The following is a 13,203-nucleotide window of genomic DNA, read 5'->3' as shown; positions in this document are numbered from 1 at the left end:
GGCGAGGGCTGCAACGCCGTGGTGATGCCGATCCGTTCCGTCCGTCGCGCCGGGCGTCGGGTGGCGCCCCTGAGCCGCAAGGTGGTTTACGATTTCGACCTGTTGTCCAAGGCTCGCAATGCCGCGGTGGCCGACACAAGGCTCGAAGACCTGACGCTTGTGGTGTTCGACACCGAGACGACGGGCCTCAGCCCCTCGTCCGACGCGGTGGTGCAGATCGCCGCCGTCCGACTGGTCAACGGCAAGCGGGTGGAAAGCGAGGTCTTCGACACGCTGGTCGATCCGGGCCGCCCGATCCCGCCCGCCTCGACCGATGTGCACGGGATCACCGATTCCATGGTCGTCGGCGCCCCGGATATCGCCGAGGCCGGGCGGCGGTTCCACAAATTCGCCGAGGGCGCGGTGCTGGTCGCCCATAACGCGCCCTTCGACATGGAATTCCTGCGCCGGCAGGAGGGGGCGATCGGCAAGGTCTTCGACCATCCCATTCTGGACACGGTGCTGCTGTCGGCGGTGGTCTATGGCCAGCTCGAACAGCATTCGCTCGATGCGCTGACCGCGCGGCTGGGGATCACCATCCCCGAGGAAGCCCGCCACACCGCCATCGGCGACACCATCGCCACGGCCGATGCCTTCCTCAAGCTGGTGCCGATGCTGAAGGCGCGGGGGCTCGAGACCTTCGGCCAGGTGGTGGCCGAGGTCCGAAAGCACGGGCGGCTCCTGAAGGATCTGAACGGCTAGCCCGGCAGCGCCTTGCGCAGCGCGTCCGAGGCGGCGATGGTCCCGGCCTCGGCAAAGCCCTCGTGATTGCGCTCGATCTCGTTCGGGGCATAGAGGTAGTTCACCATAAGCCCGTGCGATTGCCGCAGGCCATTTTCCGACAGATCCCCCAGCGGGTTCAGCCGTTCCAGCCGCGCGCCATTGCCCAGATGGAAGCGCGCTACCGGATCGACCGGCCTTCCGCGCCGGTCGCGGGCCTTGAGGAAATAGAGCGCGGCGGCGGGGATCAGCGCAGCCTTGGCCCGGGCCGCGGTCTCTGGCGCCTGATGCCAGAGGGGCTGGTCGAGGACCGTCAGCGCCTCCCTCAGGGGCGCGGACAACAGGCCCTGATCGCCCGCCTTGCGCTCGGCCGCCAGCCAGCGGGCGAAGCCGGGCGCGGGCGAGAGGGTGACGAAGTTGCGGATGCCGGGCAGGGCCTCGCGCAGCACCTCCACCACCTGTTTGATGAGGAAATTGCCGAAGGACACGCCCGCCAGCCCGCGCTGGGTGTTCGAGATCGAATAGAAGACCGCGGTCGTCGCCTCCTCGGCCGGGATCGGCTGGCGGGAAAGATCCAGCAGCGGGCCGACGGCGCCCGGTATCTCGCGCGTCAGCGCCACCTCGACGAAGATCAGGGGTTCATCCACCAGTTGTGGGTGGAAGAAGGCAAAGCAGCGCCGGTCCGTGGGTTGCAGGCGGTTGCGGAGGTCGTCCCAGTTCTGGATCTGGTGCACGGCCTCGTAGCGGATGATCTTTTCCAAGATGCTGGCCGGGGTGTTCCAGTCGATCTGCCGGAGCGTCAGGAAGCCGCGGTTGAACCACGAGCCGAAGAGATGGGCGAAATCCTCGTCCACCGGGCGCAGGGCCGGGGACTCGGGCAGGGCGCCCAGCAGATCCTCGCGCATGCCGACCAGCGCCGCGGTGCCACCGGGCGCCAGGTTGATGCGCCGGAAGAGCTCCTGCCGCCGGGGTTCCGCGGCGGCGTGCAGGACGTTCAGCGCCCCGGGTTCCTGAGCCTGAAGCGCGGCGACGGCCCGGGTGACGCCCTCGGCATCCGGGCCATAGCGCTCGGCCAGCAGCAGCAGGAAGGCGCGGCGTTCGGCCATCGGCGCGGCGGCATAGGCGCGGACCAGCGAACGGGCCAGCGCCACGCCCGAAGCCTCGCCCCGCCGCGACAGCAGCAGATCGGCCAATTGCACCAGATCCGGCGCGCTGACCGGCCCCTCGGGCGTCCGCCATCCCATCAGCGCCCGGCCGCGTTCGCTCATCGCGTCCAGAAGGTCGCCCAGGAAAGCTGGGCGTTCGGGCAGAAAGACCTTGATCACGGTAAGCCTCTGACATCGGGCACCGTCTGGGGCGGTGCGGGTGGTTCGGGCCGTCGCCGACGCAACGCGAGGCCCGGGGTTTCTTGACAAGTCGCCGACGCGACCTTGTTTCAAGGTTGCCTCTTTGGCCGGTTCGGTCAAGGATGGGTCCATAAAAAAGGGAGGTCCTATAATGTTCCATTCGTACCGGCTTTCGGCCGCCATCTTTGCTGTTGCCATGGGGGTCACCCTTCCGGCGGCGGCGCAGACTCAGCTTTCCATCGCAACCGGCGGCACCGGCGGGGTCTATTACCCGATGGGCGGCGGCCTGGCCGAGATCATCAACAACCGCATCGACGGCTATTCGGCGACCGCCGAAGTCACCGGCGCCTCGGTCGAGAACATGGGTCTGATCGCCACGGGCGATGCGGATCTGGCCATTGCACTGGCCGATACGGTCGAGCAGGCCTATTCCGGCACCGGCCGGTTCGAGGGCCAGCAACTGCCGATGGTGCGGGGCCTGGCCTCGATGTACGCCAACATGGTGCAGATCGTGGCGCTGGACAGCTCGGGCGTGACCTCGCTGTCGGATCTGCGCGGGCGCCGGGTATCGGTCGGCGCGCCGGGATCGGGCACCGAAGTGAACGCCGAGCAGATCCTCACTGCCAATGGCATCAGCTATGATGACATCGACGAACAGCGGCTGAACTTCAACGAGACCGCCGATGCGCTGGCCAATGGCGATATCGACGTCGGATTCTGGTCGGTCGGCGCGCCGACCTCGTCGATCCTGAACCTCGCCACCACGCAGGCGATCCATGTGATCCCGCTGACCGAGGACGAGATGACCGCGGCCATCGGCGCCAACCCGGTCTTCGCCCGCACCCAGCTGGCGGGTGGCACCTATACCGGCGTGGACGAAGCCGTCGCCGTGGTCGGCGTGCCGAACGTGCTGGTCGTGTCCGCCGAGATGGACGACGACCTGGCCTATGCGATCACCAAGGCCATGTTCGACAACATCGCCGACCTGCAAGCCGTCCATCCGGCCGCGAACGAGACCACGGTCGAGTTCACGCTGAACGCGACGCCGGTGCCGCTGCACCCCGGCGCGATCCGCTATTTCGAGGAGATCGGCGCCACCATCCCGGACCGCCTGCGTCCGTGAGCCGTGGATCCCGAGGGCGGCCCGTCGTGGCCGCCCTTCTTCTCTGCCTCGTGCCCGGTCTCGCCCCGGCCGCCGAGATCCGTGTGAGCCTTGCCGACAGCGGCGAGGTTCTGGCCCGGCTGCCCATCGAGGACGGCGGGCGCTGGAGTGTGCTCTGGCACCATTCGGTCGATGGCTACGAGGTCGAGGACATCTACGAGGACCAGGGCGGCACCATGGTGCTGGTCCGCTCGCATCTGCCCGATTTCGGCGCGGGGCTTGGGCATATCCCGGGCCGCGGGCGCCAGACCTCGGACGGGCAGGGCGGCTACTGGATCGAGGATATCGACGAGCCGGTGCCCGGCAACGCCTATATCCTGCGCCCCGGGCGCGCCGCGGTGAACCACCGGCTGCGCACCGAGGCTGACGAAATCTCGCTGACCGCGCTCGCCGAACACCGGCGGGTCCGCATCGCCCTTATCCCCGACCCCTGACATCCCGGAGCCGGACCATGGCCGACACGCTGGAAGAGATCACCCGCCCGGCGCTGCCCCAGCGCCCCTCGATCCTGCGCCTGATCACCGTCATCGGTGTGGCGCTCTCGCTGTTCCAGCTCTGGGCGGCGGGGGTGCAGCCCCTGGGGCTGTTCTTCCAGCGGCCCATCCATCTGGGCTTCATCCTGGTCCTGTGTTTCCTGATCCATCCGGTCTTCGGCCCCCACCGGCCGCGCGGCGTGCTGGGCTGGGCCATCGACGCGCCGCTGATCGCGGGCGGCGTGCTGGTCGGCTTCTGGGTGCCGATGAACATCGACACCATCGCCAACGCCATCTTCCCGCGCTCCATCGACGTGACGGTCGGCGTGATCACCGTGCTGCTGGTGCTGGAGGCGGCGCGGCGCGCGGTGGGGCTGGGGATGACGGTGATCGCGGCCTTCTTCCTGGCCTATGCCTTTGCCGGACGGCGCGGCGCGCTGCCCTGGGCGGGCGACTGGTTGCCGGGGATCCTGAACCACCGCGGCTATTCCTTCGACCGGGTGGCCAGCCAGATGACGCTGGGGGCCGAGGGGATCTTCGGCCTGCCGCTGGGCGTCGCCGCCACCTTCATCTTCGTCTTCGTCCTGTTCGGCGCGGTGCTGGAAGTGACCGGCGCGGGCAAGTTCTTCATCGACCTCGCCTATGCCACCACCGGCCGCCAGCGGGGCGGCCCGGCCAAGGCGGCGGTCGTGGCCTCGGCCGGGATGGGCTCGATCTCGGGCTCGGCCATCGCCAATGTGGTGACCACGGGAGCCTTCACCATCCCCTTGATGAAGCGCCTCGGCTACCGCCCGGCGCAGGCAGGTGGGATCGAGGCCGCGGCCTCGACTGGCGGGCAGATCATGCCGCCCCTGATGGGGGCGGGGGCGTTCCTGATGAGCGAGTTCACCCAGGTTCCCTATATCGAGATCGTCATGGTCTCGATCTTCCCGGCGATCCTTTATTTCGGGGCGATCTACCTCTTGGTGCATATCGCCGCGGTGAAGCTGGGCATGCAGGGGATGCCAGCGAGCGAATTGCCCCGGGTCCGCACCGTGCTGGCCGAGGGCTGGCATTTCCTCCTGCCGCTGGTGGCGCTGGTGGCGCTGCTGGTCGCCGGGTATTCGCCGATGCGGGTCGGCTTCTACGCCACGCTGTCGATTGCCGCCGCGGCCATCGCCCGGGCGCTGTGGACCTATGTGGCGAACGGCCCGACCTGGGCCGAGATGAAGCGGTTGCTCTGGTCCGGCCTGCGGCAGACCATCGAGGCGCTGGAACTCGGCGCGCGCAATGCGGTGACGGTGTCGGTCGCCTGTGCGGTGGCGGGGATCATCGTCGGTGTGGTGGGGCTGACCGGCCTCGGCCTCAAGTTCAGCGCCATGATGCTGGCCCTGAGCCAGGGGAACCTGCTGATCGCGCTGTTCCTCGTGGTCATCGCCAGCCTGATCCTGGGCATGGGGCTGCCGGTGACCGCGGCCTATATCGTGCTGATCATCCTGGTCGGTCCGGCGCTGCACAACGAATTCGGCGTGCCGCTGCTGATCGCCCATCTGGTGGTCTTCTGGTACTCGCAGGATTCGAACGTCACACCGCCTGTGGCCCTGGCAGGTTTCGCGGGGGCCGCGATCGCCGGGTCGAAACCGATGGAGACCAGCCTGCAGGCGTGGAAATTCGCCAAGGGCCTCTATCTGATCCCGCTGTTCATGGTCTACAACGAGCCGATCATCATGGGCGGCCCGGTGCCGCTGGTGATCTGGAACGGGTTCATCGTCATCGTCGCGCTGGTCGCCTTCGCCGCGGTGCTGGAGGGGTTCCTCTGGGGGCCGATGCCGCTTTGGATGCGGGTGGCGCTGGTTCCGGCCATCGTCGGGGTCTTCTGGCCGTCGATTGCCGTCGAGGCGGTGGGCACGGCGGTGATCGTCGTCCTGCTGGCGATGAACAGACAGGCATCGCGCCGCGCGCTGACGCCTGCCTGAGCCGCGCGGCCGGTCGGGGCTTGGAGCCAGCGGCAGAGGCGCCTAGTGTGCCGCGCGACTCGCTCCGACCCCGAAAGGCCCGCCCATGCCGCTGATGTCCCGCCTGAAACGCTTCGGGATCGACCCATATCTGATGCTTCTCTTCGCGACGGTGCTGGCCGCGGCGCTGGTGCCCGCGCATGACCGGGTGGCCGAGGTGCTGGACGGCGTCTCCTATTGGGCGGTGGCGCTGCTGTTCTTCCTCTACGGCGCCAAGCTCTCGACCGCCTCGATCATCGCCGGGGTGACCAATTGGCGGCTGCAACTGGGCGTGCTGGCCACGACCTTTCTGGTCTTCCCGCTGCTGGGGATCGGCATGGCGGCGGTGACGGCGCCGCTGCTGGGTGCCGCTTTCGCCGCGGGGTTGATCTATGTCGGCTGCCTGCCGTCGACGATCCAGAGCGCGGTGGCCTTCACGGCGCTGGCCCGGGGCAACGTGGCGGGGGCGGTCTGCGCCGCCTCGATCTCGAACCTGATCGGCGTGGTGCTGGCGCCGCTGCTGGTCTCTCTCCTGATGACGACCGAGGGGCCGGTCAGCATCAACCCCGATGCGGTCTGGAAGATCGCGCAGCAGATCCTGTTGCCCTTCTTCATCGGCCAATTGGCGCGGCCGCTGCTGATCGGCTTTCTTGACCGCTACAAATCCTCGGTCACGCTCTATGACCGCGGGGTGATCCTGCTGATCGTCTATGTGGCCTTCAGCGCCGGTGTCAGCGGCGGAACCTTCGCCAGTGCCGGGCCCTGGGTGCTGGCGGCGCTGGCCGGGGTGATGGCGCTGATGCTGGCGCTGGCCTTCGGGGCGACGATGCTTCTGGGCCGGGGGGCGAGGCTGGACCGCGCCGACCGGGCGACGCTTCTGTTCTGCGGATCGACCAAGTCGCTGGCGACGGGGCTGCCGATGGCGGGGATCCTGTTCGTCGGGCAGGATGTGGCGGCGATCCTCTTGCCGCTGATGCTCTATCACCTGATCCAGCTGGTGACCTGCGCGCTGATCTCGCAGCGCATGGCGGCGGCACCCGAAGGCGCCGCCGCCTGAGGCCTCAGGCCAGCGCCGGTGCCCCGCGTCCGTGCCACCAGAGCAGCAACGCCGTGGCGCCGATCGCGGGCAGGGCGACCATCGGCCAGCTGGTGACGATCAGCACCGCCAGCACCAGCCGCAGCGCCATCTCGGGCAGGGACAGCGCCCGGCGGTCGAATTGCGCCAGCACGCTGCCCAAGAGGTACAGCGCCAGCGCGATCCGGGCGCAGAGCCAGGCCAGCGTCGGCCCGTGGATGCCCCCGTCATAGCCCGGCAGCAGCGCGCCGGTGGCCGAGTTCGGGTCGATCAGCGCGGGCTGGATCAGCAAAAGCTCGGGGTAGAAGGCAAAGACGAAGGGGATCACGAACATAACGATCCCAGAGCGCACCGCCGAGATCCCGGTCATCATCGGATCGGCCTTGGTGATCGAGGCCGCGGCGAAAGCGGCGATGGCCACCGGCGGCGTGATGGCCGAGGCCACGGCGAAGTAGAAGATGAACATATGCGCCGTGAACTTGGCGATGCCGAGCCCCGCCAGCAGCGGCCCCATCAGAAGCGCCACGTTGAGATAGGCGGGCACCGTCGGCATCCCCATGCCCAAGAGGATCGCCAGCAGCATCGTCACCAGCAGTGCCGCGAACAGGAACACCCGGTTATGGCCGATGCTGCCGCCGAAATCGGCCAGCAGATAGGTCGCGTCGCGGGCGATATAGCTCGAGAGCCCGGTGAGGTTCAGGCAGAAGTCGATGACCGAGACGGCGAGGAACATCAGGTACAGCGTCGCGACCAGCACGCCCGCTTCGGAGAGGGCGGTGACCAGTTTCCTCGGCTGGCGGCGGATCTCGGGGTCGATGAAGAACAGGACCATGAGCAGCGCCGCCGCCCACCAGCCGGCGGACCCCGCGTCCCCCGCCGAGTTGCGCACCAGTTCGAAGAACCAGGGCAGATGCTCGATGCGGCAATTGTTGCCGCTCCAGCTGGCGACGGTGCCGAAAAGGGCGGTGATCGGGCCGCAGCCGATGGCGTCCTTGGGTGTGATCAGCAGGAACAGGATCAGCCCGACCGGGGCGAAGATCATCACCAGATTGGCATAGTCGCGGCGGGTGAGGCGCATGTCGTCGGTCACCTCGCCCTGGGCCTGGATGCCCTGCTTGCGGGCCTGGAACACGACGCTGATGAAGAGCGCGCCGAAGTAGGCCACCGCGGGGATCACCGCGGCGATGATCACCTGCGAATAGGGCACGGCGGTCATCGTCGCCAGCACGAAGGCGGCGACACCCATCACCGGCGGCATGATCTGCCCGCCGGACGAGGCCGCGGCCTCGACCCCGCCGGCGAAGACCTTGCTGAAGCCCCGGCGCAGCATCATCGGGATGGTCAGCACGCCCGTGGACAGCACATTGACCACCGGCCCGCCCGAGATCGTGCCAAAGAGCGCGCTTGAGACGATGGCAGCATGCGCGGGCCCGCCCCTGAGGCGCCGGGTGGCGAGGAAGGCGAGCTTGATCAGCGCCTGCCCTCCGGCCGAGACACCAAACAGGTTGCCCAGCACGATATAGGGAAAGACCGTGTTCAGCAGGATGTTCATGAACTGGCCCAGAAGCCCCTGGGCGTTGTTGACCAGCACGTCCTTGACGTTGGGCCGCCCGTCCCAGAGCGTCCGCGGCTCGCCCCCCAGCAGGGTGACCAGATAGCGGTTGTGATCGGGGCCCGAGAAGTACCAGACCGCGATGGTGATCATCGTATAGGCGGTGATGGCGATGGCGACGGCGACCAGCGGCAGGCCCCAGACGCGGACGTTATAGGCCAGGAAGGTACTGACGCCGAGGCCGACGACCAGGAAGATCCAGACACCGAGGTTCTGCACGCATTCGGGATCCTCGACCGAGGTCGGCACCGGCAGGCCCATCATCGTGGCGAATTCGACCTCGCGCTCCAGCGCCCGGGCGATGAGGCGGGCGCGTTCGCCGGTGACCTGGTCGATCAGGCAGACGCTGTCGATCTCGATCAGGTAGGAGAGGGCGACGGTGAAGGCCATGACCAGCAGCGCCGCGTCCATGAAGAGGCCGAAGGCCCTGAGCCGCGCGCCGCGGTCGCGGTAATGGCGCCATTGCGAATGGCGGGACACGACGATGATCATCATGACGATGAAGGCCAGCGGGAACAGGTATTCGTAGCTGAAGCGCCGGATCGGCAGGCCCTCGACCCCGGTCACGGCATTCACCAGCTGCTGGAGCCCGGGAATGGCGGGCATGCTGTTGAGCATGCCCAGGCACACCAGCAGGAAGCCCAGGATCAGGGCCAGCCGCATCCCCAGATCGCGGGGCGGGGCGGCGGTTTCGTCAGTCGGGTCGGCCATCGCGCGATCCTCAAGGAGATGGGAAGTTCCCCGGCGGCGTCAGGCACCGCCGGGGCAGGGCAGCGGAAGGAGGCGCGCTTACTCGGGGCGCGCGCAATCGGGCACGGTATAGCCGTGATCCTCCCAGGCGCGGATCGCGCCGGGGTGATAACGCAGCTGGTTGTTGCCGCAAAAGCCCGAGCGCACCGGGTCCAGATCGCCATGGTTGGCGCTGGGGGCCTGCGGCGCCGAGGCGCGCAGTTCGTCCAGCGTCTCGATATGCGCCGAGGTCAGGTCATAGGCGAGCTGTTCGTCCATCGCGGCGTTCACCACGGTGGCGAAGGCCGTGCCCATGCCGCGCAGGATCCCGTCGTCCGATCCCAGCAGATGCACGTGATCGTCATAGCCGAAATCGGCGAAATTCCATTCGATCGGGATATTGCCCGGCACCTGGAAGACGCGGCGGAAGGCCTCGCTCTCGAAGATGTCCTGCGGGACCGAGATGATGTTCACATCGCCCGCCGCCTGCATCAGGATGATCCGGTCTGACGGGTGGTTGGTCGGAAAGACGAAAGCATCGACCGAGCCGTCGGTCATCATCGCGTTGATCTGGCCCCAATTGGCCTGGAAGCCGGTGTAATCGGGGCCGTCCTCCATCCCGGTGGCCAGCGTTACCGCCTGCCGGGCATTGGTCAGCGCCGCGCCCCGGGGCGGGCCGTTGAAGACCGTGTGCCCGCGCAGATCCTCCCAGCTTTCGATGCCGCTGCTGGTCAGGGTGTAGACGTTGAAGGCGCCCGCGTTGAAGGGATAGAGCGCGCGGAGCCTTGAGGCGACCTCGGCCCCGTTCTCGACCGAGGAATAGGGGCCCATGCCGCGCGACAGCATGAAGGGCAGGATCATCGGCGATTCCGAGATGTCCATGCGCCCCTCGGCCACGTCGAGGACGGTGTTGGTCAGCGTCTGGCCATCGGCCACCTGCAAGGAGGCGACGCCGCGCTGCCCGGCGACCCGGGCCAGGTGATGGGTGGTGACATGCACCATGCTGCCGGGGCTGGCGGTGGCCATGGTCAGGTTGACCTGGGCACTGGCGGCGCCCGCCGCCAGCGTGGCGACCAGCGCCAGCGCCGTCGATTTCAGGAACGAATGCGTCATTCTCTCTCTCCCTTGATGGTAACCGCCGCCGCACCCCTCCTCAGGCACGGCGGCGGGGTCCTGCGATCAGGTAATGCTCTGGTTCTTCACGATGTCCTTCCAGGGCCGCGCCTTGCGGCCCAGGTATTTCACGACCCTTTCGGGGTCGGCTTCGGCCACGGTATAGAGGCCGGTCGCCACGCCCCGCCGCCCGATCTTGGCGCTGATCCCGGCCAGGTCGCGGCGCGACTTGGTGATCCGCTGGTCGCAGCGGCGGAACCAGGCGTGGAGATGGGCGTACATCTCGGCCCGGACCCCGGCGTGATCGGGGCTCTCGCCCAGGTCGTGCTGTTCCTCGGGATCCTTCTCCAGATCGAAAAGCATCGGCCGGAAGCCGCCCTCGAAATGCATCAGCTTCCAGCGCTTGGTCGTCGCCATGAAGCAGCGTGCATCCTCGACCGAGACGCCCAGCCGCCCCCTGAGCGGCGTCGCCGAATAATCGTATTCGCAGATCGCGATCTCGCGCGGCTGCTCGGTCCGCTCGCCATGCAGGATCGGCAGCAGCGAATGACCCTCGGCGATATGGCCGATATCCTCGGGGTCGCCCCCGGCCACGGCGTAGAAGGTCGGCACCACGTCGATCTGCTCGACCAGCGCGTCCGAGACGGTGCCGCGCGTGCCATCGGCCTCGGGCGAGGGGTCGTAGACGATCAGCGGCACCCGGGTCGAAGGATCGAAGAAGAAACTCTTCTCGCCCAGCCAGTGATCGCCCAGGAAGTCGCCATGGTCCGAGGTCAGCACGATCATCGTGTCCGCCATCCGCCCGGTCCGCTCCAGCCAGTCGAGCAGCACGCCGATCTGGTCGTCGATCTGCTTGACGAGGCCCATATAGGCGCCCAGTACCGCCTCGCGCGCCTCGGTCCGGGCGAAGGTCAGGCTCACCGGATTGGTCATCGCCGCCTTCAGGACCGGATGGGCGGCGTCGAATTCGGCCTGCGTCCGGTTCACCGGCAGGAAATCGGCGGGCCCATACATCCCGGCATAGGGCTCGGGCACGATATAGGGCCAATGCGGCTTGATCAGGCTCAGATGGCAGCACCAGGGCCCTTCGGCCTGCTCCATGAAGGCCATGCCGCGGCGCATCATATAGGGGGTCTCGCTGTCCTCTTCGGCGATATTGGCGGGGCGGGTGTTGTTCTCGATGAACCAGCCCGACAGGACATTGCCCTCGGCGTCGATCGCCGAATTGGCGTGGTCGTGCCAGGGGTTGTCGCCGCCATAGCCCTTGGCCCGCAGATAGGCGTTATAGGCCTGCGCCCCGTTCGGATCGTAAAGCCCGTCCGGCCCCTCGGGCCGCATGCCGTCGTCGCGTTCCCAGACATCGAAGCCGCATTCCGCCACCCGCTCGCCGATGGTCGTGCCGCGGCTCAGTCCCAGCCGTTCCATCCCCTCGGTATCGGCGGCCATATGCGTCTTGCCGACCAGCCAGCAGCTCATCCCCGCCTTGCGCAGATGGTCGCCCATCGTCGGCTCGCCGACCCTGAGCGGGATGTTGTTCCAGCCCGCGCCATGGCTGTTCACATAGCGGCCCGTATAGGTCGACATGCGCGAGGCGCCGCAGATCGGCGCCTGTATATAGGCCCGGTCGAAGCGCACGCCCATCGCGGCCAGCCGGTCGATATGCGGCGTCTGCAGATGCGGATGGTCATAGCAGGACAGGTAATCCCGCCTCAGCTGGTCGAACATGATGAACAGAACGTTTTTGGCTCTCGCCATCCGCAGCGCCTCCCGTCGTCGAGGCAGCCGCCCGCCTCACGCGCCGCGCACCCCTCTCTCCCAGGGCCCAGACTGCGGCGCGGGGCGGAGTTTGGGAAATAGAAATTCCCGCCGCATCATATCGGGATCGTTATGGGTAAAGCTCGCGCGCCTTCTGGCGGAACAGATCGAACAGCGCCCGCACCATCGGCGAATGCCGCGTGCCGGACCGATAGGTCACGCCGACCGAGCCGACCAACTCGTCAACATTGACGTCGAGGCGGACGAATTCGCCGCTCTCCAGCTCGGGTCGGACGATGCTGAGCGACAGGCAGGCGATGCCATCCGTCAGCCGCACCATCGAGCGCGAGAATTCGTAGGACGAGGATTCCAGCAGCCGCCGGAACCGCGGCCGCCCGTGCTTCATCAGGAATTTGTCGATCTCGGACCAGATGATCGCTTTGGCCTCGGGCCCGATCACCAGATATTCGTCGATATCGTCCAGCGTCAGCCCGCGCCGCCCGGCCAGCGGATGCCCGGCCCGGGCGCTGAAGATGATCGGTTCGGAAAAGAGCTGCTCATAGGACAGGCCACCCAGGGCCTTGGGATCCAGCAGCCGCCCGACGGCGAAGTCGATCTCGCCCTCATGCAGTCGCCCCACCGCTTCGGAATAAGAGCGCGCCTCGGTCACCACATGCACCTCGGGATAGGCCTCCAGGAAGGCGCAGACCGCCTGCACGCCCAGCAGACGGGTGATGGCCGGCGCCATCGCCACCCGCACCACCTGCCGTTCGGGCACGCCCCGGGCCCGGGCGATACCCTCGTCGATCATCGACATCGGCCCGGCCACGCTTTGATAGAAATCGAGCCCCGCGGGCGTCAGCATCATTCCCTGCGGCGTGCGGTGAAAGAGCGGCTTGCCCAGATCCGCCTCCAGCTCGCTCAGGCTGCGCGAGAGGGCGGGCTGCACGGTATGCAGCGCCTCGGCGGCCCGCGTCATCGACTTGGTGCGGGCGATCTCCAGAAAATGCCGCAGATGGCGCAGCCTGACCCGATGATCCATGCTCCCTCCCAGCGGTTCGGCCATGCGCTTTTGCTATGCGCAAGCCCCGGGCGCCGAAGTCTACAGACCCCGCCCGGCGCCGCAACCCGCCGCCTTCATCTTTGTTCTCCAAATATCCTCGGGGGTTTCCAAAGGGGGTGGAAAACCCCCTTTGGCGGGGGGCG

Annotated in this window: 10 protein-coding genes; 5 read left to right on the top strand and 5 right to left on the bottom strand. The window is 67.6% G+C overall.

Annotated elements, in window-relative coordinates:
- Positions 1-741, top strand: a 741-nt coding sequence (locus VDQ18_RS19230; RefSeq protein ID WP_323022520.1) for a 3'-5' exonuclease, incomplete at its 5' end; no start/stop codon positions are given.
- On the opposite strand, the gene VDQ18_RS19225 is transcribed toward VDQ18_RS19230, so the two are convergent.
- Positions 738-2,027, bottom strand: coding sequence for a malonyl-CoA decarboxylase (locus VDQ18_RS19225; protein WP_416235130.1), 1,290 nt, complete (start codon positions 2,025-2,027; stop codon positions 738-740). The two genes, VDQ18_RS19230 and VDQ18_RS19225, sit on opposite strands and share 4 nt — an antisense overlap.
- Positions 2,028-2,256: 229 nt before the next feature.
- On the opposite strand from VDQ18_RS19225, the gene VDQ18_RS19220 reads away from it, so the two are divergent.
- The 4 genes from VDQ18_RS19220 to VDQ18_RS19205 all read left to right on the top strand — a co-directional run bounded on the left by VDQ18_RS19220 (position 2,257) and on the right by VDQ18_RS19205 (position 6,770).
- Positions 2,257-3,228, top strand: a complete 972-nt coding sequence (locus VDQ18_RS19220; RefSeq protein WP_323022518.1) for a TAXI family TRAP transporter solute-binding subunit — start codon at positions 2,257-2,259, stop codon at positions 3,226-3,228.
- Positions 3,229-3,254: 26 nt separating this feature from the next.
- The gene (locus VDQ18_RS19215; protein ID WP_323022517.1) at positions 3,255-3,701 is read left to right on the top strand and encodes a DUF1850 domain-containing protein; all 447 of its coding nucleotides are present in this window, start codon (positions 3,255-3,257) and stop codon (positions 3,699-3,701) included.
- A 17-nt stretch (positions 3,702-3,718) separates the two neighbouring features.
- Positions 3,719-5,695: a TRAP transporter permease gene (locus VDQ18_RS19210; RefSeq protein WP_323022516.1), complete on the top strand. Its 1,977-nt coding sequence runs from the start codon at positions 3,719-3,721 to the stop codon at positions 5,693-5,695.
- An 85-nt stretch (positions 5,696-5,780) separates the two neighbouring features.
- Positions 5,781-6,770, top strand: a complete 990-nt coding sequence (locus VDQ18_RS19205) for a bile acid:sodium symporter family protein (RefSeq protein ID WP_323022515.1) — start codon at positions 5,781-5,783, stop codon at positions 6,768-6,770.
- A 4-nt stretch (positions 6,771-6,774) separates the two neighbouring features.
- Here VDQ18_RS19205 and VDQ18_RS19200 read toward each other — a convergent pair whose 3' ends face one another.
- The 4 genes from VDQ18_RS19200 to VDQ18_RS19185 all read right to left on the bottom strand — a co-directional run bounded on the left by VDQ18_RS19200 (position 6,775) and on the right by VDQ18_RS19185 (position 13,039).
- Complete coding sequence (locus tag VDQ18_RS19200; protein ID WP_323022514.1) at positions 6,775-9,111, bottom strand: TRAP transporter fused permease subunit; 2,337 nt, start codon at positions 9,109-9,111, stop codon at positions 6,775-6,777.
- Between the two features lie 78 nt (positions 9,112-9,189).
- The gene (locus VDQ18_RS19195; RefSeq protein WP_323022513.1) at positions 9,190-10,242 is read right to left on the bottom strand and encodes a TAXI family TRAP transporter solute-binding subunit; all 1,053 of its coding nucleotides are present in this window, start codon (positions 10,240-10,242) and stop codon (positions 9,190-9,192) included.
- Positions 10,243-10,308: 66 nt separating this feature from the next.
- Complete coding sequence (locus VDQ18_RS19190; protein ID WP_323022512.1) at positions 10,309-11,997, bottom strand: sulfatase-like hydrolase/transferase; 1,689 nt, start codon at positions 11,995-11,997, stop codon at positions 10,309-10,311.
- 130 nt (positions 11,998-12,127) lie between these two features.
- The gene (locus VDQ18_RS19185) at positions 12,128-13,039 is read right to left on the bottom strand and encodes a LysR substrate-binding domain-containing protein (protein ID WP_323022511.1); all 912 of its coding nucleotides are present in this window, start codon (positions 13,037-13,039) and stop codon (positions 12,128-12,130) included.
- Positions 13,040-13,203 lie beyond the last annotated feature (164 nt).

The organism is Pararhodobacter sp. (assembly GCF_034676075.1).
Taxonomy (GTDB): Bacteria; Pseudomonadota; Alphaproteobacteria; order Rhodobacterales; family Rhodobacteraceae; genus Pararhodobacter.
Note: the sequence above shows the minus strand (reverse complement) of the source record. Positions and strands in the feature narration are given on the sequence as shown.